We start from the raw sequence: 21,952 nt of genomic DNA on the forward strand, positions 1-21,952 counted from the left end.
CGCGCCCGCCGTCGAGGCGGCCCGCGAGGCGCTCTCACCCCGCCTGGAGGCCGCCCGCGAGGCGGCCGCGCCACACATCGCGTCGGCGGTGACCGCCGCGCAGGCGGCGGCCACCCGGGCCGCGGCCGACTTCGGTCCGCGGGTCGAGGCGGCCCGCGAGGCGGCGCAGAAGACCCTGGCGAAGGACGTCGTCCCGCGGCTGACGGCCGCCCAGGCCGCGACGCTGGCCTACGCCACGCCGAAGGTGCTCGCCGCACGCGAGGCGGTCACCCCGGTGTTCGAGAACACCCGGGAGACGATCGCCGCGGGCCTGCACAACGCCCTCGAGGAGCTCGAGGTCCGGCGCGAGGAGATGGTGGCGAGCACGGCCGAGGCCAAGAAGCAGGCCGCGAAGAAGCGCAAGGCTCTGGAGAAGAAGTCGGCCAAGACCGCCAAGAAGGCCAAGCGCACGGCCGGCATGGAGTCGCCGAGGCGGTGGCCGTGGCTGCTCGCCGTCGTGGCGATCGGCGCGGTCGCCTTCGCCGTCCTCCGCCGGCGCAAGGACGACGAACTGTGGAACCCCGCCCCCACCGGGGACGGGCCCGTGCCCAGCTACCGGGAGGACCCCGTGCCCAGCTCCCCCAGCCACTCCGGCAAGACCGTCTCCGAGGCCACGACCGCGCCCGGCGACTCCACGCCTCCCGACAGCGACATGGGCATGCAGCCGCAGCAGCTCGCGCACGGCAGCGCGGGCCCGGTGGAGGACACCCCGTTCGCCCCCGGCGCCGAGGGCGTCGAGGACGAGCCCGGCCGTGGCGCCGCACCCGAGCCCTTCAGCGACGAGGGCCCCGGCGACGCCGGACCGACCGCCGGGCCGGCGGACCGGCAGCGCTGACCGCCACTCCACCTCGTCGACCCGTCGAGGGCCCCGCTGCGCCGGCAGCGGGGCCCTCGGCGCGCCGGGGTACCGTGGTCGATCATGAGTGAGACGGTGGCCCAGACCCCCTCCTCGGACTCCCCGATCGCACCCTCCGGCCGCAAGCTGCTGCGCCTCGAGGTCCGCAACAGCCAGGTGCCGATCGAGCGCAAGCCCGAGTGGATCAAGACCCGGCTGAAGACCGGCCCGGAGTACACCGAGCTCAAGTCGCTGGTCCGCCGCGAGGGCCTGCACACCGTGTGCGAAGAGGCCGGTTGCCCCAACATCTACGAGTGCTGGGAGGACCGCGAGGCCACCTTCCTCATCGGCGGGGACCAGTGCACGCGGCGGTGCGACTTCTGCCAGATCGACACCGGCAAGCCCGCCGCCTACGACCCCGACGAGCCGCGCCGGGTGGCCGAGAGCGTGGCGACGATGGCGCTGAAGTACGCCACCGTCACCGGCGTCGCCCGCGACGACCTCCCCGACGGCGGCGCGTGGCTGTACGCCGAGACGGTGCGGCAGATCCACGCCGCCGTCCCCGGCTGCGGGGTCGAACTGCTCATCCCCGACTTCGACGCCGATCCCGACCAGCTCGCCGAGGTCTTCTCCTCCCGGCCCGAGGTCCTGGCCCACAACGTCGAGACGGTGCCGCGGATCTTCCGCCGCATCCGCCCCGGCTTCCGCTTCGAGCGCTCCCTGGCGGTCATCACCGCGGCCCGCGAGGCCGGCCTGGTGACCAAGTCCAACCTCATCCTCGGGATGGGCGAGGAGCCGCACGAGGTGGTCGAGACGATGGGGGCCCTGCACGAGGCCGGCTGCGACCTGCTGACCATCACCCAGTACCTGCGCCCCTCCCCGCGGCACCACCCGGTGGTGCGCTGGGTGAAGCCCGACGAGTTCGTCGAGTTCCAGGCGGAAGCCGAGCGGATCGGGTTCCCCGGCGTCCTGGCCGGACCGCTGGTGCGCAGTTCCTACCGGGCCGGCCGGCTGTACCAGCAGGCGGTCGAGGCGCGCGGGCTCACCCGCACCATCTGAGGGAGTCGATCGGGCCGGTCCCTCGGGACCGGCCCGGCGCGCCCCTATCCTGAGGACATGGCGCGCAGCAAGTCCACCGACTCCCCCGCACCGACCGGCAAGGCCGGGCGGGGCCCGACCGGACGGGGCCGGGGCGCGAGCGCCTCCGGCGCGTCCTCCGCGACCGGCAAGGCGCCCAAGCTGGACAAGAACGGGCAGCCGAAGGTCGGCCGGCTGAAGAAGGCCGGCAACCAGGCCAGGATGATCCGGCAGGCCTACTCGCTGACCCGCAAGAACGACCCCAAGCTGCCCTGGATCATGCTCATCGCCTTCGTGGTGGTGGCGGGGGTCGTCGAGCTGGTCGGCATCCTCCTCGGCTCGCCGTTCCTGTTCCTGCCGATCGCGATCCTCCTGGGCGCGCTGGCCGCGCTCGTCATCTTCGGCCGCCGCGCCCAGGGCTCGGCGTACCGGCAGGTGGAGGGCCAGCCGGGCGCGGCCGCCTGGGTCCTCGAGGGCATGCGCGGGGACTGGCGGGTGACCTCCGGCGTCGCCGGCACCACCCAGCTGGACGCCGTCCACCGGGTCCTCGGGCGTCCCGGCGTGATCCTGGTGGCCGAGGGCGCTCCCTCCCGGGTCCGGCCGCTGCTGGCGCAGGAGAAGAAGAAGATCGCCCGCGTGGTCGGCGACGCCCCGATCTACGACATCATCGTCGGCGACGAGGAGGGGCAGGTGCCCCTGCGCAAGCTCAGCACGCACGTCACCAAGCTGCCGCGCAACCTCTCCGGCGGCGAGCTCAACGCGCTCGGCAAGCGGCTCTCCGCCCTGGGCGGGTCCCGGATGCCGGTGCCGGGCGGCCCGCTCCCCGGCGGCAAGCAGATGTCGGTCAGCCAGCGGCAGGTCCGCCGCCGCTGACCTGACCCTGGATGCAGAGAGCCCCACGCCGGACGGCGCGGGGCTCTCTGCATCCGCGGGCGGTCCCGCGAGCTGCGTCCGCGGGCGGTTCCGCGAGGTTCTGGAAGCTCTACCCGCGTCAGGACGCCGCCGACGCGGGCAGAGCTTCCAATGCCTCGGTCAGGCCCGAACGACGGCGGTGTCGGTGAGCCGGTCGTGCAGGCCGCGGCCGTCGGCGTCGACGACGAGGGCCGGCACGAGCAACATGAGCAGCGCCGTCCGGACGACGGCCCGCCACAGCGCCAGCCGCTCCCCGGGCCGCGGGTGCGCCAGCCGCAGCCCCAGTAGCCGCATCCCCGGCGTCTGCCCGAAGAGGGTCAGCGACCCGACGGTGACCAGGCCGAACGACAGCAGGCTCCAGTTGGCCGGCAGCGCCGGCGCGGTGAACAGCCCGGCCACGAAGGCCGCGGCGACGACGTCGACGAGGAAGGCCCCCAGCCGGCTGCCAAAGGTCGCCAGCGACCCCGGCCCGTCGGACGGCAGCCCCAACGACGCGCCGCGGCGGCGCTCCTGAGAGGGTGGCTGCACGTTCCCGACCATGACCGCCAGCGTAGGACCCCCGCCGAGCCGGCCCCCGCGGCCGGCGCCCGTCCTCACCCGCGACACGCCCGGCCGTTGTTACCGGTCTGAAACACCGGAGACACTGGCGGGCAACTCCCGGCTCGTAGTTTGCGGTTCGGCTGTCCGCCCAATCCCGGAGGATCGATGTTCACCAGTCCCGACGAGGTCGCCGCTTACATCCGCGACAACGACGTCGAGTTCGTCGACGTGCGTTTCTGCGACCTGCCCGGCGTCATGCAGCACTTCACCATCCCGGCGACGGCCTTCGGCGAGGACACCTTCTCCGACGGGCTCGGCTTCGACGGTTCGTCGATCCGCGGTTTCCAGGCGATCAACGAGTCGGACATGCTGCTGCTGCCCGACGCGAACAGCGCCTTCCTCGACCCGTTCCGCCGGCACAAGACGCTGAACGTCAACTTCTTCATCCACGACCCGATCACGCGCGAGGCCTACAGCCGGGACCCGCGGAACGTGGCGAAGAAGGCCGAGGCCTACCTGGCCAGCAGCGGCATCGCCGACACCGCCTACTTCGGTCCCGAGGCGGAGTTCTACATCTTCGACTCGATCCGGCACTCCACCGGCATCAACGAGGGCTACTACCACATCGACTCGGTCGAGGGGTCCTGGAACTCCGGCGCCGCGACGATGCCGGACGGCACCCCGAACCTGGGTTACAAGACCCGCGCCAAGGGTGGCTACTTCCCGGTCGAGCCCTACGACCACTACAGCGACCTGCGCTCGACGATGATGGCCAACCTGACCAATGCCGGGCTCGAGCTCGAGCGGGGCCACCACGAGGTGGGCACCGGCGGTCAGGCGGAGATCAACTACAAGTTCGACACGCTGCTGCGCTCGGCCGACAGCCTGATGCTGTTCAAGTACATCATCAAGAACACCGCCTGGGCCGAGGGCAAGACCGCGACCTTCATGCCCAAGCCGCTGTACGGCGACAACGGCTCCGGCATGCACTGCCACCAGAGCCTCTGGAAGGACGGCGAGCCGCTCTTCCACGCCGAGACCGGCTACGCGGGCCTGTCGGACACCGCCCGCCACTACATCGGCGGCCTGCTCTCCCACGCGTCGTCCCTGCTTGCCTTCACCAACCCGACGGTGAACAGCTACCACCGGCTGGTGCCCGGCTACGAGGCGCCCATCAACCTGGTCTACTCGGCCCGCAACCGCTCGGCCTGCTGCCGCATCCCGATCTCCGGCGACAGCCCCAAGGCCAAGCGCATCGAGTTCCGCGTGCCGGACCCGTCGGCCAACCCGTACCTCGCCTTCTCGGCGATGCTGATGGCCGGCCTCGACGGCATCAAGAACAAGATCGAGCCGCCGGCGCCGGTCGACAAGGACCTCTACGAGCTGCCGCCCGAGGAGGCCCTGGGCATCGAGAAGGTCCCGGCCTCGCTGGACGCCGTCCTCGACAACCTCGAGACCGACCACGAGTACCTGATCGACGGCGGGGTGTTCACCCCCGACCTCATCGAGACCTGGATCGAGTACAAGCGGGAGCACGAGATCGACCCGATCCGCCTGCGTCCGCACCCGCACGAGTTCGCCATGTACTACGACATCTGAGCTTTACAAGCCGCTGAACAGGGTGTTCATGCCTGAGAGGCGGTAGCAGTCCCCGACGAGTCCCCACGGGCCGCCAGCACAGCACCTACGGCGGCCCGTGCGGACTCGTCGCTGTCGGGCCACAGGTGGCCGTAGGTGTCCAGCGTCGTCTTGGCGCTGCCGTGCCGAAGCCGGTGCTGGACGACCTTGACGTCGTGGCCGCTGCCGATGAGCAGCGACGCCAGGTAGTGCCGCAGATCGTGGAAGCGGAAGTCCTCGGGCAGCCCGGAGACCTTCGGCCGTGCGGAGCGGATCGCCCGCTCGAGCGCCCACGTCGACGTCTGCCGGCCGGCGCCGTCGGTGACGACGTGGTCCCCGCCCCATCGCGCCACCGCCGCCGACAGCTGCACCGACAGCTCCTGCGGGATGGGCAGGGGCGTGCGGGACGTCTCGCTCTTGAGCGGCTCGCCGTCACCCTGCTGCACCGGCCGCACGACGCCCCGCATGAAGTCGACGTCCCAGACCCGCAGCCCGACGACCTCGGCGGTCCGCAGCCCGACGAACGCCCCGAGCAGGACCGCCGGGCGCAGGTGGTCGGCGACCGCGTCGTGCAGCGCCCACACCTGCTCGGTCGTCGCGACGTACGGCCGCTGACCGCCGGCTCTTGGTGACGTGCGGCGCGAGCACGGGTTGCGCGCCAGCAGCCCGTCGTGCACGGCGTCGCTCATGACCTGCGACAGCCGCGAGTGCAGCGCGTAGACGTAGCTGTCGGCCAGGCCGGCGGCCTTGAGCTCCACCGTCCACGAGCGGACCGACGACGGCCGAACGGCAGAGAGCGGCATCGGACCGAACGCGGCGGTGATCTGAGCGACGTGCACCCTCGCCTGCCGCACCGTGCGCGGGCGGCGGGTCGCGTAGCCGGCCAGCCAGGTCGAGCACCACTCGGCACCGTCGTCCGGGCGGTCTTCGGGTCGACGTAGGTGCCAGTCACCTGGCTGGTCGTGACCTCGTCCAGCCACCGCTGCGCCTTCGACTTCTCCTTGTCGGGGAACGCCCGCGTGACCTCCTTACCCGCGGAGTCCTTGTAGCGCGCCCTATAGCGCATCCCCTCCCCGTGCCGGGCGCTCGGGACACGCTTCCCCGTGGCCGGGTCCGTGACGTACCACCGGTCCTGAATGCTGCGAAAGGCCACGAGCCTCTCCCATCTGGTGCGCGGGCACAGGGCGGTTGTCGAGCTCCGTCAGGAGGCGTGCGGCTCGCGTCCGACCCGTGCCTCGAGCGCCTCGCGGGCGAGCTGGGAGATGGTCTTGCCCTCCCGGGCGGCGATCTGAGCGGCGCGGTTGCGGACGCCGGGGGTGACGCGGAAGGCGATGCGCGGCGAGACTGCGGCATCTCCCGTGAGGGACGGGCGGCCGCCGCGGCCCCGGACCTCCTCGATGATCTCCGCGGCGCGCTGCTCGGTCAGCCGGGTTCCGTCGGCCAGCCGGACGTCGTCCTCGTCTAGGTCGACGTCCGGGCCGATCGGCGAGTCGCTGGTGACGGTCGGCGGAGTGTGCTCGGTCATGGGCGGTCTCCTCGGAGCTGGGTCGGCAGGACGTGGATGACCAGCAGGTACGGCCGCCCGCCGTCGCTTGGGTGCACCTCGAGGGCGATGACCTCCAGTTCACGCCCTCGTTCGTCGGGCCCGACGTAGAGCCAGGCATCGGCACCACTGGTCGTGGTGACCGCGGTCGGTTCGGCGGTGGCTAGGACGTACCGGGCGGAGGCTCGGCCGATGCGGTGCTTGCGCGGCGCGGTCCTGGCCGTGCTGGGAGTCGACCCAGGCGCGCAGGTCGTCGCGGCGGTAGAGGACGCGGCGGCCGAGGCGGAAGCTGCGTGGGCCGGTGCCAAGGTGGCGCTAGTAGCGCAGGGTGGCGACGGGGGTGCGCAGGAGCTCGGCGGCTTCGGTGATGGTGAGCAGCTCGGGTTCGCGGCTCGCGGTGTGGTCAGTCATGGTCGGCTCCGGTGTTCGTCGGTGGCTGGGCCTCGTCACCTGCAGACGGCGCCTATCGGAATCCGTTGGTGACAGCCGACCGCCAGATCCTGCCGGGATTCTCCAGTTGGTCTGCAGTCGCCGGTGCGGCTCATCGCCCGAGGCCCGGGGCGGCGCCACCCCAGGTGAGGGACGGACCGCGACGCTCGGACTCCGGCCGCGGAACGCCGGGGTGGGCGGCGGCCGGCCGCGGTGGACCAATGCGGGGCTGGTGGGGGTCGGCGGCACGCCGTGCACGCCAGTCCTCGTGGGCTGCGGCCAGCTGGCCGGCGGGCCGGCCAAGCAGTGCAGGGTCGGTCACCAGCCGGGCGATGTGTGCCCGCGCGCCGGCCAGCTCGAGCTGAGCGGCGGAGAGGCTCTGGTCGACGTCTGCCAACCGCCCGGCCTGGCCCGGGGCACGACCGAGCGCGCCGGACCGGGCGAGCTGCTGGTCGCCTGGGGGGTCCTCGTCCCGCTGCGCCCGCTCAGGGGCCCACCCGGCGGCATGGGCGGCCTGGAGCGCGGCGACGGCGCGCCGTGTGTCGTGCTGCGACTGCAGGACGGACAGCCGGTCCAGGCAGCGCTGCTCGACCGTCCACGCCTCGGACAGGTCGGCAAGGACTTCCGCCAGCGGTCGGGGTTGCGCGTAGCGGGCGGCTTCGGTGGCCGCGAGCTGCGCGGCGTGGCCAGGGCCCAGATCGGCGCGGTCGCGGCCGAACACCGCCATCCACTGCTGCCGCGCCTCGGCTAGGTCGGCGGCCACCAGGTGCGCGGTGTTCGCGGTGCGGCCGCGGGTCATGCCGACGTAGGCCGACACGCGGCGCCGGTGTGCTCGCCGATCACCACATGCGCCGAGGTGACGGTGTCGCCCTGCACCCCGTGCGCCTTGCTGGCGTAGGTCAGCTCGACGTGGGCGGTGACGTAGCCGGCGGGCAGTACCCGCTCCCCCATCCTCGCCGGGGTGACAGCGGCGGGGACGACGCCGGTCGAGGTGACGTCGTCCGGTACGACGGCCAGCGCCCCGTGACGGTCGACGGCAGTGACGGTCCAGATGTCCCGGTTGGCCACACCCAGGCGGCGGTCGTTGCGACGGGTGGCGATCCGGTCCCCGGCACCGATCCGCTTCCCCGCCCCGGTGACCGCGACCCGCATGTCGTCGACGCGGCCGTCCGCGACAAGCCGGTCCCGGGTCGCCGAACCCAGCTCGGCGGCTTGCTCGCGGGTGTCGACAACCACCGCCACCCGCTCGTCCTTCCGCTGGCGCCCGGCGGTGACCGCGGTCAGCGCCTCCCGCAGCCCAACTGGATCGGCGTGCAGCCGGATCTGGCCGCGGGCCACTAGTGAGTCGAACACCCCGCCCGGATCTTCACCGGCGCGCATGGCCAGGGTCACGTTGGCGTACTCGACGTCCGGCCTCACCCGTCCGGTCTCGTCGGCGCGGGTGAAGCGGTGCACCTCGTCGAGGGTCACGTGGGCGGCCGGGTCGACTCGGCCGATGGCGAGGTCCAGCACGCCGCCACGGCCCACCGCGGCCAGCTGCCGGCGGTCGCCGAGCAGGGCTACCCGCACACGGCACTCATCCGCGATGACCAGCAGGGCTCGGGCGGTGTCCTGGTCGACCATGCCGGCCTCGTCCACCACCAGGACGTCCCCGGCCCGCAGCCGCGCGTTCTCCTCGGGTCCGGCATAGAGATGGCCGGTGGCCGGGTCGACCTCGCCGGGGATCAGCCTGGTCCAGGCGCCGTCGTCGGTCCAGCGCCAGCCGTGCTGGAAGGCCAGCCAGGCCGCCGACCCGGCGATGGTGCCGACCTCGGCGGAGGCGACCTTCGCGGCCTTCAAAGTGGGGGTGACAACCACCATCTGCCGTCCCTGTTTCCCCATCAGTCGACGAGCCGCAGCCAGGGTGGTGGTCTTGCCCGCGCCGGCCGCGCCTCCACCACCACGAGCGGCCGGTTCCCGGCAAGCGCGGCCGCGGTGGCGGCCTGCCCGGAATCCAGCCCCTCCCGGCCGGCCACCCAGTCCGGCTGCAGGTCGGCATTTGCACCGTGGTGGGTGCTGCGGGCGGCGAGGCGGGCGACCAGGTCGGCCTCGCCGCCCGCAGCACCGCCGGGGAGGTCCAGGCCCGGACGTGCTCGGGCACTCCGTCGCGGTCCAGCAGCGGAAGGCACCGGGCCAGGGCGCGGGCGGTGAGATGCTCGGCCAGCTCGCTACGGACCGCGGTGTCAGCGACGACGCCTGCAGCGGCGATCAGCCGTTCGGCCTCGCCGCGCAGGTCGGCGGCGTTCCAGGCCGACCGGCCGGCGGCCAGTCGGGTGAGCATCTGATCCACTGCGCCGTCGCGGTCCAGCGCGCCGACCGGTGTGGACCGGGGCTCGACCGGTGGGTCGGGGTCGCGATAGCCGAGGGCGGCCAGCTCGGCCCGCCACCGCAAAGGTGAGGTCGGGGCCGGAGCGGGGGGTGACCTTGTCCGGGCGGCCGTCGGCCCACGCCCGGGCGTCCCACGCCCGCCGCAGCCCCGGCCCCGGCGATTCGCCGGGGTGTGCCGCGGTCCAGTCGCGTTCGTAGCGGTCCAGATTGCGTCCGATCTGCGCCGCCCGGGCGCTGAACGGACCGACGTACTCGGCGAGCTCCAGTATTTCTCCAGTCGTATCGAGGGTGTAGCCGTGGGCGGCCAGCGCGGCACGGAACTGCGGATCGCAGGCGACCGCGGCGTGGCCGATTCCGTTGATGGCGGCGAGGAAGTCGCGGACGCCTACGGTGTGCAGCCCGCGCCATCGCTCGGCGGCGAAGACTCGGGCGTTGAGCTGCAGGTGCAGATGCCGGTGCGGATCTCCGGCGCGGGAGGTGTAGTGCCGCACCGTCACCGCCTCCAGCACTCCCAGCGGCACCTGCACCTGCCCGCCGCGCGGACCGACCCGGGTGGTCGCGTGCCCGGCGAGCCAGCCGATGATCTCGACGGCGGCGCGGTCCTGGGCGGCGTCGTAGGCGGCGGCGACGTCCGGGTGTACCGCGGCGGCCAGTGACCAGGACTTCGGCCCGTTGACCACCACCTCGACGAACCGCACCGCCCGCTCGTCGGTACGCAGCCGCCCGCGCGGCACGCCGGTGTCCGGGTCCTGGCCGGCCACCCAGCTCTCGTAGGTCTCCCCCATCAAGGGCACGAGCTCCTCCACGCGCGCGGCGGTGGCCGTGAAGCGGCGGGCCAAGCCGGCGCCCTCGGTCAGGTAGTAGTCATCCGCGCGTCCCCGATCGACCTCCAGGTACTGCCGGGCGGCCGTCGGCGGACCGGCGTAGACCTTCACTCCGCCGTGCATTTTCAACGCCATCCGACAATGACCAACATGTCACCCCCGGAAATGCAAGTGGGCCCCGCGAAGCGGGGCCCGCGCTACCCATGTTGGTAGCATGCGTGCCGTTCCGCAGTAAAGGCCTGGTTGTTTGCGATAAGCGTTGGTAGCTGACGGGTTGCGAGCAATCGCAGGCGTCATATCATTGGCGAGTAAGGAAAGTCGCTGATCGTAGACAGGATGACGGCTGGCCGGTTCCTCTCGACGAGGACGTCCGCTGTGCCGATGGCACTGACTCGCGGGCGTCTCCGTTCTTCCGGACAGCCGGTGGGGTGATGGGTGCCGTACAGCGGATGGATGACGCAGGTCTCTCCCGGCCATGAGGAGTGGCATGAGGGTGCCCCGGTTGTCCCACCGCTGCGCGACAGGCCACCGGGCAAGTCTTACCGGACGGCCTCCCATGGACCCGTTCCGGCCCTGCGATGTTCCCAGTTAACCTTCCTCTAGGGGAACATTCGGACTTGCCGATGTGCGGACGGGTAGGAAATTCACGGAGCGACCGCAGAACCTGTCGTTCCTCCTGAGGTCCCTGATCCCTCAGAACTGACGCTCAGGAGCTGGCGATCGAGCGCCACTCATCGAGCTTCGTCGTAATCAGCTCCGCGCGGCGCTGTTGGTCGCTGCCGTCCAGAACACTCAGGTCCTCGCGCTCGGCCCGCAGGTAAACCCCGGACGTGCGCGCCCTGATGGTCGGGTCGGCGTCTGCACGGGTGGTCCAGTAGCCGGCGGCCCTGTCGATGGACTCGAGCCGGACCTCCCCGGTGCCCTCGAGCCGGGGCGCGTCGGGATGTCGGGGGCGTTCGCCGTTCCAGTAGTAGAAGATCCCCGAGGGATCCCTCATCTCCTTCGAGGCTTCGCTCCAGTAGCGCGCCGACAGCGTGCCGTCCTCCTGCCAGGCTCGGCCGTGCACCTCCAACCCGCCGTCGCGATTTCGAGAGATCCGCAGCAGGCTCACGGCCGAGGGCTCACGCTCGGTGCGCACGGTCAGGGAGTGCTGCCACCACAGCCCTTCGATGCGGGCGAGCCTGCCCTCGTTCTCGATCGCCTTGCGGAGCTTCTGGTTAATCGTCTTGATCCCCGTCGAGCTGGTCTCGGCGTACCGCACGCAGGTCAGACCGAGCAGGTCGCTGGGCAGTTTCGCGCCGTTGGCATGGAGGATGAACGTCCGTCGCATGCCGAGCGCGCCACCGAACAGACCCGCCTCGAACACCACGTTGTCGCGCGGCGAAGCCTGGCCCGGCGCCTCGCCATGGGAGGTCCAATCATCCTGGGCGAAGACCAACGCGGCGAAGTCAACCTCGCGGGTCAGCTCGACGAGCCGCTCCAGCGCGGAGGTGCCGGGGTTGAACGTCGTGGTCCACGGCTCGACGTCGGCAACCTGCGCGAGGCCGCGGGTCAGCGACTCGAGCAGGTTCGCCTGCTGGCCAGACGAGCCGAGGAAGATCCGTGGCTTCATCGCATTCTCCTGACGAGGCGACGTGCGACATACGCCGTGGCAGGCATCCTAGTAGCGGACCAGAAGCCCATACTTGAGAAATCGCGTCGGATGTGTCCGGTTTTGTCAACGAAGCCGGCGGAGCGTCGTCAATTGTTTCTGCACCTCGACATCTTGATCGACTCCTTCTCGGGGACGATCTGGAGCTAGATGCCCGGATCCGCACCCTTCGGATCCTCGATGATGTCGCTGCCCTTGCCAGGCTGGTGCCCCGGGCACCGATCGACCTGAAGGAGTCGTCCCACCAAGATGAGGAAGTTTGCGGTCGCGCCGGTGAGGGTCAGACACGCAGGGACGGCGCAAGTGCCCCGGCGCGCCCGGTGAGGGCACGGCACGACGCAAGTAACCTCGGCCGATTTCGCGCGCTCGGCTCGCCGGGCCGGCCACCCTGCTGCTGTCTGCGCTTGGTCACCCCTGCGGCGCTCGCGCGTGGCTCGTCGCCCACTCGAGCGCGTAGTCGGCCACCTGCTCCCAGCCAGGCTCACCACCGGTGAAGTGTGAGCGGTCTGGGAACTCGTAGGTCTCCGTAGTCGCCTCGGAGTTGCGGTACTTCTTCGCGTTCGAGCGCTGAACCGAGGGCGGCATCAGGTGGTCCTTGCCGCCGGTGATGAACAGCAGCGGAGCACGGTCGTCCAGGTCGTAGTCGACCCAGGTCTCCTGATGGCCCGGCTTCCAGTTGGCTATCAGGCCGTAGGCCCACACCCAGTTGCCGGGTGCTGGGATGTGGAGGCGGTCGTAGGCCGCGTCGGACTCCTCCCGGCTGCACGTGTTGGCGAACGCATAGTGGAACTGCTCCTTGGTGAAGCCCACCGCGCGGTGCCGGTTGGCCGGGTTCTTGAGGATGGGGAACAACGACTTGATCTGGGACGGCGGGTTCACCCGCACGCCCTCGGGTGGCGCCGAGTCGATCACGACGGCGGCGGCGCCCAGCCCGCGGTTGATCAGGATTTGGGTGAGGGTTCCGCCGAAGGAGTGGCCCATCATGATTGGGGGCGTGTCCAAGCCCTCGACCACCTCGCTGAGATGGTCGACCGTTTCGGGGACGGACGCGTCGGCGATGATCTCGGGCTTTTCGCGCAGCGCCTCCACCTCGATCTCGAATCCCGGGTACGTCGGCACGATGACCTCGTGTCCCTTCGCCCGGTAGTACGGCACCCAATGTTCCCAGCTTCGGGCGGTCATCCAAAGCCCGTGGATCAGGACGATCGGCGGGGCCTTGGCCGTCTGCTCGCTCATGGCGCTCCTTCCGATGGGGGATGCAGCCAGCCATCGTCGGACGCTTCGAACCGAGGTGGCCAGAGCCGAAGGGATCAAGTCGCGGCCCGGCCCGGCCACGCGCTGCACCGTCTCCGTGTTCGCCCGTTTCGGCGAGCCGGCGTCCGTTTTGCCGCGCTCGCCATGGTCCTCCGCATGGAGAGTGAGCTTCCGGCCCCACACGGGATCACCCACTGACAGACGTCCGCCGTCCACACTCCCCTGCGCTCCCCACAACCCGCCCGATCCGGCTGCCGCTGGTCGAGGGAAGGGTCGGCCTCAGGCCGATCCCGAAGGGACGCGAAGCGCCCTTCCCGCGACCGAGGCAGCCGGCACGATGACCGGGTGGGACGCGCGCCGCCGATACCGCGGGCGTGCCGACGTGCGAGCCGGATTCCGGTCCGCAACCACGGGTAAAGGCAGTCAACCCCGCGCCGCGCCGTCACCGGTGTGCCTGCCACCAGTCCCCATCCAGTCCCCAAAAGGTTAAACAAGACCCATCTGTCTCCGAACGTCACCAACCATGAAGGTGCAGGTCAGACGCCATATCAACGAGGAGTCACAAGTGCTCAATCACGCGGGGGGAGTTCGCCATGTACTACGACATCTGAGTCGAACTCCGCGCTGACCTGACGAGTCCGCACGAGCCGCCAGCACCACGGCGGCTCGTGCGGACTCGTGGCTGTCGGGGCCGGCCGCGCGGCTCTCCAGCAGGAACGGAACGGCGACTACTTGTTCCGACCCACCACCCAGAGGCCGAGGACGGCGACCACGACGAGTGCGGCGATGACCGCGACGACCAGCACATCTACGTCGACCATGTGATCGGTCCCTCTCAGCGGGCGGAGGCGGCCTGAGCCGCAGCGGTCCCGGGCGCCGCGGCCAGCCCCGCCGCCCGTGTGGAGCTCCAGAGCAGCAGCCGTTCCCACGGTCCGGGAGAGGTCCGCTCGACGGAGACAGCCGTGCTCATGTCGCGGGAGGTTAGGAACCCGCCCCCCTAGACGCTGAGCTCGGAGACGCTCTTAACGAAGTTCTTGCACGTTCATGGTGCGTCGCTTGCCCTGCCGGTGAGGTCAGGCGCTCAGTCGGCGGTCTCGGCGGCGCGGGCGGCCGGTGCGGATGCCAGCGCGGTGACCGCGTCGGCAGACAACCCCAGCCCCTCCGCGACGGCCGCCTCAAAGCCGTCACCACCGAGGGCGGCCCGCAGTGCCTCCGCGGTGCGGGCGTGGGTGCCGGCGTCGGTGACCCACACCCCGACGCCGATCGACCGGCGGATCTTCTCCGCCGCCCCGAGGAGGAGGGCGCCGTGCCGGTCGTCCCCGTCCTGAGCGGCCACCGCCGCCAGCGCGTCGAGGGCGCGCGCCGAGATCTGCCGGTCGCCGGTGCCCGCCGCCGCGTAGGCCTGGCGGAAGGCCTCCCGTGCGCCGTCGAGATCACCCAGTCCCAGGCGCGCCCAGCCCAGGTTCACGGCGCCGTAGCTGAGCAGCATGTGCGGGTCAGGGGACGGGTTCAGCCGGACGCCCTCCTCGAGCAGCGGGACCGCCTCGCGGTACCGCCCCTCCACGACGAGGATGCGTCCGAGCGCGAACAGTGCGAAGGCGTACTCCCACTCCAGACCCCGCTCCCGCAGGACGGCGACCGCGGATCGCGCCAGCTGCTCCCCCGCGTCCGGATCACGCAGTGCGGTCATGACCCCCAGGAGAACGGAGTCCCGGGCGGCCCGCACCGGGTCCTCGAGGTGATCATGCAGCTCGCGGGCGGCCTGCAGCGCCGCCGTCGCTCGTGCGTAGTCGCCCTGACCGAACGCGAGGATGCCGCACACGAAGTGGGCCAGCGCCTGCCCGGCAGAGGTGAGTGACGGCCGGCTCAGGGCGGACTCCGCGAGGCGGATCCCCTCCTCGAACCGGGACAGCGCCCACCACAGCGGCCACAGACCCTCCGCCATCGCCGTCACCCGGTCTGGCTGGTCTCCGTCGAGGAACCAGCGCAGCGCCAGCCCCAGGTTCTCGGCGTCCGCGGCGAACCGGTACACAGTGTGCACCTCCGCGCGGCGGCTGAACCCGGCGAGGGACACGCTCGCCAGCCGCTCGAAGAACTCCGCGTGCATCTGGAGGACGTGGTCCGCCTCGCCGGAGGCCGACAGCCGGTCGCGAGCGAACTCCCTCACCGTCTCCAGCATGGTGAAGTGCGGATCGCCGTCCACGGTTCCACTGGCGCGGATGAGGCTCTTGTCCACCAGCGAGCCGAGCCCGTCGAGTACATCGCCGAGCGCGCCGTCGTCGCCGCACACCGCCTCGGCGGCGTCCAGGAAGAAGCCGCCGGCGAAGGTGCCGAGCCGGGCGAAGAGGACCCGCTCGCGCTCGTCCAGCAGGTCGTAGCTCCACTGCATCGTGGCGCTCAGCGTCCGCTGGCGGGCCGCCGCGTCCCGCGGGCCGCCGGTCAGCAGCGCCAGCCGCCGGTCGAGGCGCTGGAGGATCACGTCGGGGTCCAGCACGCTCACCCGGGCGGCGGCGAGCTCGATCGCGAGCGGGAGCCCGTCCAGCCGACGCGCGATCTCCCCGATGGTCCGCAGTTGGTGCGCATCGACGACGAGGTCAGGACCAGCTGCCCGGGCCCGGTCGACGAAGAGCGCCACGGCGTCGGATCCTGCGAGCTCCCCAGCGCTCAGGCCCTCGCCGACCGGCAGCGGCGGGACGGGGTAGACCCGTTCGCCGGTCAGGTGCAGGACCTCGCGGCTCGTCGCCAGCACCCGCAACTGCCCCGCCTCGGCCAGCCACCTGCCCACCAGCGGAGCGGCGTCGACGACCTGCTCGAGGTTGTCCAGCACCAGCAGCATCCGCCGCGACCGCAGGAGGTCCGCGACCGCGTCCGCCGGCGCCCGACCGAACGTCTCGGGCAACCCCAGGGCCGACGCGACCTGGCCGGGCACGGCCTCCGGCGAGCGGACGGAGGCCAGCATCACCGCCACCACACCGTCGGGGAACTCGGTCCGGACGTCCTCCGCGGCGGCCATCGCCAGACGGGTCTTCCCGATGCCTCCCGGGCCGACCAGTGTGACCAGCCGGCTGCTGCCCGTCGTCAGCAGGCCGTGGAGCTCGGCGAGCTCGGTGGCGCGCCCGACGAGCCGGTTCGGCGGGGTCGGCAGCTGCCATGTCCGGGGTGCGGCGGCCGGCGGCGCTTCCGGCGGACCGAATCGCTCGCTGAGGAGTACGGCCAGATCCTCCACGACCAGGCCGGCCAGCTCCTCGGCGCTGCCGAACCGGCGGTAGGAGAAGCCGTCCGAGGAGATCCGTTCCAACATCGCCGCCAGCCGCGGATCGCGGTTCCGCGCCGGCGTCTTGACGTAGATCAGCTTCGGCTTGTCGGCGGCGGCGAGGTACTCGTCCTCCAGGCCCGAGACCGTCTCCCCCGGCGCGATCCAGCCGTACTGGTCGCCGTAGATCCCCAGGAAGACGTGGCTCTGCCGCAGGTACGCCAGGTACAGCGCCTTCGGTGGGTGTGGGCGGGCTCCGAGCTCGAACAGCACGGCAGTCAGGTGCAGGCTGTCGATCGCCCTGCGCACGGCCACCCGCTCCGCCGCGAGCTCCTTCATGGTGGAGCTCACGAAGACCCGCACCCGCTGATCCGGGGTCTGGATGGTGGTCACCGGCGGCTGCTGCGACGCCACGGCGCCATCATGGCGGGAATCCCGCCCCGCAGGGCGCGCCCGTCACCCTGCCGTCCGAGTTCTACCGCCCGGCCGCGCACTCCAGGGTGAGCCTCCGATGGACGGGGGCGCAGGCCGGTCGGGCCGGACCCGGCTGAGCGGTCGGCTGCGCGAGGAGGCCTCGATGGCCGCGGTGCCGCTCCGGACTCTCCTCGACGTGCGTTCTCGTCGAGTTCTCCGAGCAGTTGACGAGGACCGGCCAACCGCTGTCGGCGACAGCAGCCGCGGCGGACGCCCACGCCGTTCCGCCGGCCGCGACGGTCCTGATGTGATCCGGCAATGCGCCAGGGTCGTCGCCCTTGAGCAGGTAACCGGCGACTCCCAGGGCCCGGGCCTCAGCCGCCGTCGCCGGCGTGAGACCCCCGGTGAGAATGACGACACGCACCTCCGGGTGGACGACGGCCAGCTCCCGCGTCGCTTCCAACCCGTCGGCGACCGGCATCCTCAGGTCCATCAGCACCACGTCCGGCCGGGTGCGGTCGACGGCCTCGGCCACCTGGCCGCCGTCGGAGCACTGCGCGACGACCTCGAGGTCGTCGGTGGCGGCGATCAGTCCGGCGAGAGCGTCTCGGATGAGCTGGTGGTCGTCGGCGATGAGGACCCTGATCGACATCGTTCTCCCTCGGCTCGGCTTCCCCGCCGCTGTCGTCGCTCTCAGCGGAGGTCCACCGAGCCTGAGCCACGGGAGACGGGCCGGTCAGCCCTGACCCTGGGTACCCGGGACCCCCGATCCGGGGGTCCGCGAAGGAGAGGGACAGGGCCGCTGCGACCTGCGGGTGATCGCGGCAGCCGCGGGGTCTAGCGGGTCGCCAGTACGGCGCGCAGGGCCTCGAGGGCGTTCGGGTTGATCGCGTACCAGACGTTGCGGCCGCGCTTCTCGCTGACCGCCAGCCCGCTGGCCACGATCTTCCCGAGGTGCACGGACACGGTGCCCTGGCTGCGACCGGACGGCTCGACCAGGTCGCAGGCGCAGATCGCGCCGTCGTCAGCGTTGGCGAGCAGGCTCACCAGCCGCAGCCGCACAGGGTCGGCCAGGACCGCGAACTGCCCGGCCAGGGTCTCGGCGTCGTCCTCGGTGAGCACCTCGGCGGTCAGCGGCGCGCAGCAGGCGACCACCTCGGGCGCCTGGAGCACCGGCAGCTCGCGCAGGGTCATCGGGGTCTCTCCTCGTCGTCGCCGGCCCAGCTCGGGCAGTCCCATTGACAACCGTCAATATATCGGTCACTGTCAATACGACAGTACCGCGCTCCCCCGAGATGACCGGGAGGTCACCCCATGTCCCGCATCCAGCTCGCTCTCGACGTCGACGACCTCGAGGCCGCCGTCAGCTTCTACAGCCGGCTGTTCGGAGCCGAGCCGGCCAAGCGCAAGCCCGGGTACGCGAACTTCGCGATCGACGAGCCGCCGCTCAAGCTGGTGCTGCTGGAGAACCCCGGCCGGGGCGGGTCCCTCAACCACCTCGGCGTCGAGGTCGAGTCCACCGCAGCCGTGCACGCCGAGATCGCCCGGCTGACCGGCGCGGGGCTGATCGCCGACGAGGAGATGGGCACCACCTGCTGCTACGCCACCCAGGACAAGGCGTGGCTGACCGGCCCCGGCGGAGAGCGCTGGGAGGTCTACACGGTGCTCGCCGACAGCGACACCCTCGGCACCAGTCCGCAGACCCTCATCGACGCCGGGCAGGTCCCCACCGGCGGCACCTGCTGCGGAACCGCGTAGGGCGGGCCGACAGAGACGACGGCTGGCGTCCCCGGGGCACCGGGAAGCGCAGGTGGAGCACCCCGTCGCCCTGGATGACCACCTCGGGATCCGCGAGCAGCAGGTGGCCGTCAGGGAGCGTTCCGAAGTACGGCTTCCCCCGCCCGAAGACCACCGGCACGATGTCGATCGCCACGTGGTCGATGAGTCCCAGCGCCAGCGCCTGCCCGCCGACCTCACCCGCGCCGACACCGATCTCCCCCTCGCCGGCCAGCTCCTGAGCTCGCGCGATCCCCTCCTCCACCGACGTGGCGAAGTGGTAGGGCGCCTCGGGATGCCAGCCCGTCGGCCGCGGTCGGTGCGAGACGACCACGACGTGGGAGCTCGCCGGCGGGTGACCCTCCCAGCCGTCGGTCAGGTCGAACTGGTGCCGCCCGATGACCAGCACCTCCTGGCGCGACCACATGCCGCGCACGTAGTCGGCCGAGGCCGCCGACACCCGGAACGGCGCACCGTGGACATCGGGATGGTCCTCGTCGACGAGGGGGTGGTCGCCGCTGAAGTACCAGTCGTGGAGCAGCCCCACGTCGTCGCGCTCATCGGCGATGAAGCCGTCCAGCGAGGCCACTGCGTGCAGGTACGTCGTCCCCATGCCCACTCCTCCCGCCGACGTGGATCCTCACCGGGCGCGCTCGGGACCTGCTCCTGCCAGCCACGCCAGCAGGCGGCCCCGTGACCAGCAGCGGCCGACGGCCTCGGCGTGCAGGGTCGACTCCCCGAGCACCGCCAGGCCGATGATGCTGTGGCCCGAGGCGCGGCGGTCGCCGAGTGTCGGCATCGCCGGCGCGACCCCGACCCCCTCCGCCGACACCCACGCCACCGCCCGGCCGACCGACGCCTCGTCGAGACGGTGCAGGAAGCGCCAGCGGCTCTCGAGCGGCAGGCGCGACAGCGCCCACGTCGTGGTCACGATCGGCAGGGCGCCGGCGGGCACGCGGGCGACGGCGTCGGGCAGCACATCGACGGCGTCACCTCGCAGCAGCAGCGGAGGGGCCGTCGCCGCCAACGCCATCTCCGCGTCGAGCCGCGCGAGTCCCTCCGGCTGATCCGGGGGCAGGCAGGCGCGCAACCACCGGGCGTCCTCCGCGTCGGTCACGTCGACCGGATCGGGGCCGACGCCGACCCGGGCGACGACCTCGGGCACCGCCCTCGTCGGAACGCCCCGGCCGCCCACGATCGACGACGACAGCTGCACGGGAGACGACGGGTCGCCCAGCGACTGTCCGTTGCCGTACGTGATGCCCACGCGGTCGACGCAGAGGTTGAGCCCGGCCGAACCACCCACGTCGATCAGTCCGACCGCGGTCGCGCCCACCCGAGCCGCCGCCTCGGCGATCGCCGGGTACAGCACGGCGCAGCGTCCGGTCTCGAGGGTCTGCGGCTGCCGGCGCACGGCGATGGCCACGACCGCGTCGGTCATGCGCAGCAGCGTGTCGATCGCCGCGCCGGCGGCGGCGTCGCCGTCCGCAGCGGCGCAGGCCGCGGCGAGCGCCGGGGCACGGCCGGCGAGGGCCAGGTCCTGCAGCGCGGCGAGGATGACCGTGGGATTCCGCCTGCGCGCCGGTGCGGCCTCGATGGCCCGCAGCGCCTCCTCGGACTCACTCAGGGCGACGGCGACGCGCTCGTACAGCGGCGAGGTCCCGGCGGCGTCGACCTCACCGAAGTGCCGGTACACCTGGGCGAGGGTGCGGTTCTCAGCCACACGTCCGCCGATTCCTGCGGTCGGCCCTGGCCATCCCGGCGATCGTAGGCCGGGCGGTGCGCTCACGTGCCGGTGTCGCCGAGCCAGTGGGCCAGCCGGCCGCTGCGATGGACGGCGAGGATGCGCCGCTCGGTGTCGTGGCGCTCGGCGGGCCGGGTGAAGACCAGCAGGACGTCGCCGGTGCGCAGCCGGGTGGTCGGGGCGACCGCGGAGGTGGTCCCGTCGCGCGCGAGCAGACCCGGCGTCGCCCCGTCGGGGAGGCGCAGCTCGTTCATGTAGACGCCGTGCAGGCGGGAGCCGGGCAGGACCCGGACCTGCAGGAGGTCGGTGCCGAGCTCGTGCAGGGACGACGTGCCGACGTCCATGTCCAGCGGCACGCGGCGGGTCCTGTCGCGCTCCGGCGAGCCGCCGGGCACGAGACGGCGAGGGATCCCGCGGGCCAGGCGCGGCGAGGAGTAGACCGCGATCGGGCCCAGGACGGCGAGGACGAGGACGTAGCCGGCGGCGAACGAGCCGAGCCGGGCGTCGAGCCCGGCGGCCAGCGCCAGCGAGGCGAGGACCAGCGAGAACTCGCCGCGGGTCAGGACGGTGAGGCCGATGTTCGCCGCCCCCACCCGGCCGAGCCGGTGCAGCCGGGCGGCGACGATGCCGGCCACGACCGCCAGCACGACCGTCGTCCCGGCGGCGACGAGGATCTGCGGGAGCACCGCCAGGACGTCGCCGAGGTCGATGGTCAGGCCGAAGTGGAAGAAGAAGATCGCGCCGAACCCGTCGCGCAGCGGGTGGGTCAGCTGCCGCAGCCGGCGGGCGGTCGGGGTGGAGGCCAGGATCAGGCCGATCATGAACGCGCCGATGGCGTCGGAGACGCCCAGGTGCTCGCCCGCGCCGGCGGTGCTGATCGCCAGCCCCAGTGCGAGGACGACGACGATCTCCTCGTCCCTGGTGCGCATCAGCGCGCTGACCCACCGCGTTCCGAACCGCGCCACCACGGACAGCACCAGCAGGAACGCGAAGGCGACCCCCACGCCCACGACGGCGTCGAGCACGCCGGAGGCGCCGCCGAGCACCGGCTGCAGCAGGGCCAGGTAGAGGGCGAGGAAGAGGTCCTCGATGACGACGATCCCGAGGATGACGCGGGTCTCCGGGTTGCCGAGCCGCCGGGTCTCCACCAGCAGCTTGGTCACGATCGCCGACGACGAGATGCCGACGATGCCGGCCACCACGAACGCCTCCGCCGTGCCCCAGCCCAGCGCGAAGCCCAGCGCCAGCCCGCCTCCGATGTTCAGGCAGAGGTAGACCGCGGCCGCCACCGCCAGCCGCCGCCCGCCGGAGGTGAGCTGGGCGAGGGAGAACTCCAGGCCCAGGTAGAAGAGGAACACCAGGCCGAGGCGGGCGACGAGCTCCAGGTCTGCCGGGTCGCCGACCAGGACGAAGCCGGGCGTGTGCGGGCCCAGCAGCACGCCGGCGAGCATGAACAGCGGGATGGTCGGCAGCCCGATGGGCACGCCGGCCCGGGCGATCAGACCGCAGACCAGGAAGGCGCCGCCGAGTGCGAGGAGTGCCTCAGCGACGTGGTGCACCCGGCCTCCTCGTGGACGTCCTCCTCCACCCGCCGACGCCACCTGCCGATCGCCGGCCCGCACGATCCTCACCGGCCGAGCGGCTGGGGCGGAATCCGTGGCAGCACCCATCTCCGGC

The 21,952-nt window shown here is 72.1% G+C and carries 17 protein-coding genes and 2 pseudogenes; 5 read left to right on the forward strand and 14 right to left on the reverse strand.

Annotated elements, in window-relative coordinates; translation table 11 throughout:
* From MY520_RS04010 to MY520_RS04020, 3 genes are all read left to right on the forward strand, one after another.
* On the forward strand, positions 1-874 hold an 874-nt coding region (locus MY520_RS04010; protein ID WP_436690327.1), incomplete at its 5' end, for a hypothetical protein.
* An 84-nt stretch (positions 875-958) separates the two neighbouring features.
* Positions 959-1,933 (forward strand): lipoyl synthase, encoded by a 975-nt coding sequence (gene lipA / locus MY520_RS04015; RefSeq protein WP_436690329.1) that lies wholly within the window; start codon positions 959-961, stop codon positions 1,931-1,933.
* 57 nt (positions 1,934-1,990) lie between these two features.
* Positions 1,991-2,824 (forward strand): DUF4191 domain-containing protein, encoded by an 834-nt coding sequence (locus MY520_RS04020; RefSeq protein WP_436690331.1) that lies wholly within the window; start codon positions 1,991-1,993, stop codon positions 2,822-2,824.
* A gap of 159 nt (positions 2,825-2,983) precedes the next feature.
* Here MY520_RS04020 and MY520_RS04025 read toward each other — a convergent pair whose 3' ends face one another.
* Entirely contained in the window at positions 2,984-3,403 is a 420-nt protein-coding gene (locus MY520_RS04025) for an RDD family protein (protein ID WP_436690333.1), read from the reverse strand.
* A gap of 165 nt (positions 3,404-3,568) precedes the next feature.
* Between MY520_RS04025 and glnA the strand changes: the two genes are divergently transcribed.
* Entirely contained in the window at positions 3,569-5,002 is a 1,434-nt protein-coding gene (gene glnA / locus MY520_RS04030; protein ID WP_436690335.1) for a type I glutamate--ammonia ligase, read from the forward strand.
* Positions 5,003-5,028: 26 nt separating this feature from the next.
* Here the strand turns inward: glnA and MY520_RS04035 are convergent, their stop codons facing one another.
* The 10 genes and pseudogenes from MY520_RS04035 to MY520_RS04080 all read right to left on the reverse strand — a co-directional run bounded on the left by MY520_RS04035 (position 5,029) and on the right by MY520_RS04080 (position 17,949).
* Complete coding sequence (locus MY520_RS04035; RefSeq protein ID WP_436690337.1) at positions 5,029-5,778, reverse strand: tyrosine-type recombinase/integrase; 750 nt, start codon at positions 5,776-5,778, stop codon at positions 5,029-5,031.
* A gap of 443 nt (positions 5,779-6,221) precedes the next feature.
* On the reverse strand, positions 6,222-6,545 hold the full coding sequence (locus tag MY520_RS04040) for a hypothetical protein (RefSeq protein ID WP_436690339.1): 324 nt from the start codon (positions 6,543-6,545) through the stop codon (positions 6,222-6,224).
* A 216-nt stretch (positions 6,546-6,761) separates the two neighbouring features.
* Positions 6,762-6,974, reverse strand: a pseudogene (locus MY520_RS04045) (helix-turn-helix transcriptional regulator); the annotation flags it as partial.
* A 130-nt stretch (positions 6,975-7,104) separates the two neighbouring features.
* Positions 7,105-10,306: pseudogene (gene mobF / locus MY520_RS04050) on the reverse strand (MobF family relaxase).
* 583 nt (positions 10,307-10,889) lie between these two features.
* Complete coding sequence (locus MY520_RS04055) at positions 10,890-11,795, reverse strand: TIR domain-containing protein (RefSeq protein WP_436690341.1); 906 nt, start codon at positions 11,793-11,795, stop codon at positions 10,890-10,892.
* Positions 11,796-12,242: 447 nt separating this feature from the next.
* Positions 12,243-13,070: an alpha/beta hydrolase gene (locus tag MY520_RS04060; RefSeq protein ID WP_436690343.1), complete on the reverse strand. Its 828-nt coding sequence runs from the start codon at positions 13,068-13,070 to the stop codon at positions 12,243-12,245.
* An 853-nt stretch (positions 13,071-13,923) separates the two neighbouring features.
* Positions 13,924-14,058, reverse strand: coding sequence for a hypothetical protein (locus MY520_RS04065; RefSeq protein ID WP_436690345.1), 135 nt, complete (start codon positions 14,056-14,058; stop codon positions 13,924-13,926).
* Positions 14,059-14,169: 111 nt separating this feature from the next.
* Positions 14,170-16,755, reverse strand: a complete 2,586-nt coding sequence (locus MY520_RS04070) for a DUF4062 domain-containing protein (protein WP_436690347.1) — start codon at positions 16,753-16,755, stop codon at positions 14,170-14,172.
* Positions 16,756-16,816: 61 nt separating this feature from the next.
* Positions 16,817-17,407: a response regulator gene (locus MY520_RS04075; protein WP_436690349.1), complete on the reverse strand. Its 591-nt coding sequence runs from the start codon at positions 17,405-17,407 to the stop codon at positions 16,817-16,819.
* 185 nt (positions 17,408-17,592) lie between these two features.
* On the reverse strand, positions 17,593-17,949 hold the full coding sequence (locus MY520_RS04080) for a metalloregulator ArsR/SmtB family transcription factor (protein WP_436690351.1): 357 nt from the start codon (positions 17,947-17,949) through the stop codon (positions 17,593-17,595).
* Between the two features lie 120 nt (positions 17,950-18,069).
* On the opposite strand from MY520_RS04080, the gene MY520_RS04085 reads away from it, so the two are divergent.
* On the forward strand, positions 18,070-18,513 hold the full coding sequence (locus MY520_RS04085) for an ArsI/CadI family heavy metal resistance metalloenzyme (RefSeq protein ID WP_436690353.1): 444 nt from the start codon (positions 18,070-18,072) through the stop codon (positions 18,511-18,513).
* Here the strand turns inward: MY520_RS04085 and MY520_RS04090 are convergent.
* The 3 genes from MY520_RS04090 to MY520_RS04100 all read right to left on the reverse strand — a co-directional run bounded on the left by MY520_RS04090 (position 18,461) and on the right by MY520_RS04100 (position 21,834).
* A complete protein-coding gene (locus MY520_RS04090; protein WP_436690355.1) occupies positions 18,461-19,144 on the reverse strand; it encodes a dihydrofolate reductase family protein in 684 nt (227 codons plus the stop codon). The two genes, MY520_RS04085 and MY520_RS04090, sit on opposite strands and share 53 nt — an antisense overlap.
* A 27-nt stretch (positions 19,145-19,171) precedes the next feature.
* Positions 19,172-20,254: a DUF2332 domain-containing protein gene (locus MY520_RS04095; RefSeq protein WP_436690357.1), complete on the reverse strand. Its 1,083-nt coding sequence runs from the start codon at positions 20,252-20,254 to the stop codon at positions 19,172-19,174.
* A 62-nt stretch (positions 20,255-20,316) separates the two neighbouring features.
* The gene (locus tag MY520_RS04100; protein WP_436690359.1) at positions 20,317-21,834 is read right to left on the reverse strand and encodes a cation:proton antiporter domain-containing protein; all 1,518 of its coding nucleotides are present in this window, start codon (positions 21,832-21,834) and stop codon (positions 20,317-20,319) included.
* Positions 21,835-21,952: the final 118 nt, after the last annotated feature.

This window comes from Geodermatophilus sp. CPCC 205506 (genome assembly GCF_051383635.1).
In the GTDB taxonomy this organism is placed as follows: domain Bacteria; phylum Actinomycetota; class Actinomycetes; order Mycobacteriales; family Geodermatophilaceae; genus Geodermatophilus.

What these genes read in the sequence shown, in the direction of transcription:
- lipA (WP_436690329.1), top strand. Translation starts at nt 959, where the DNA reads ATGAGTGAGACGGTGGCCCAGACCCCCTCCTCGGACTCCCCGATCGCA.
- MY520_RS04020 (WP_436690331.1), top strand. Translation starts at nt 1,991, where the DNA reads ATGGCGCGCAGCAAGTCCACCGACTCCCCCGCACCGACCGGCAAGGCC.
- MY520_RS04025 (WP_436690333.1), bottom strand. Translation starts at nt 3,403, where the DNA reads ATGGTCGGGAACGTGCAGCCACCCTCTCAGGAGCGCCGCCGCGGCGCG.
- glnA (WP_436690335.1), top strand. Translation starts at nt 3,569, where the DNA reads ATGTTCACCAGTCCCGACGAGGTCGCCGCTTACATCCGCGACAACGAC.
- MY520_RS04040 (WP_436690339.1), bottom strand. Translation starts at nt 6,545, where the DNA reads ATGACCGAGCACACTCCGCCGACCGTCACCAGCGACTCGCCGATCGGC.
- MY520_RS04055 (WP_436690341.1), bottom strand. Translation starts at nt 11,795, where the DNA reads ATGAAGCCACGGATCTTCCTCGGCTCGTCTGGCCAGCAGGCGAACCTG.
- MY520_RS04060 (WP_436690343.1), bottom strand. Translation starts at nt 13,070, where the DNA reads ATGAGCGAGCAGACGGCCAAGGCCCCGCCGATCGTCCTGATCCACGGG.
- MY520_RS04065 (WP_436690345.1), bottom strand. Translation starts at nt 14,058, where the DNA reads ATGAGCACGGCTGTCTCCGTCGAGCGGACCTCTCCCGGACCGTGGGAA.
- MY520_RS04075 (WP_436690349.1), bottom strand. Translation starts at nt 17,407, where the DNA reads ATGTCGATCAGGGTCCTCATCGCCGACGACCACCAGCTCATCCGAGAC.
- MY520_RS04080 (WP_436690351.1), bottom strand. Translation starts at nt 17,949, where the DNA reads ATGACCCTGCGCGAGCTGCCGGTGCTCCAGGCGCCCGAGGTGGTCGCC.
- MY520_RS04085 (WP_436690353.1), top strand. Translation starts at nt 18,070, where the DNA reads ATGTCCCGCATCCAGCTCGCTCTCGACGTCGACGACCTCGAGGCCGCC.
- MY520_RS04090 (WP_436690355.1), bottom strand. Translation starts at nt 19,144, where the DNA reads ATGGGGACGACGTACCTGCACGCAGTGGCCTCGCTGGACGGCTTCATC.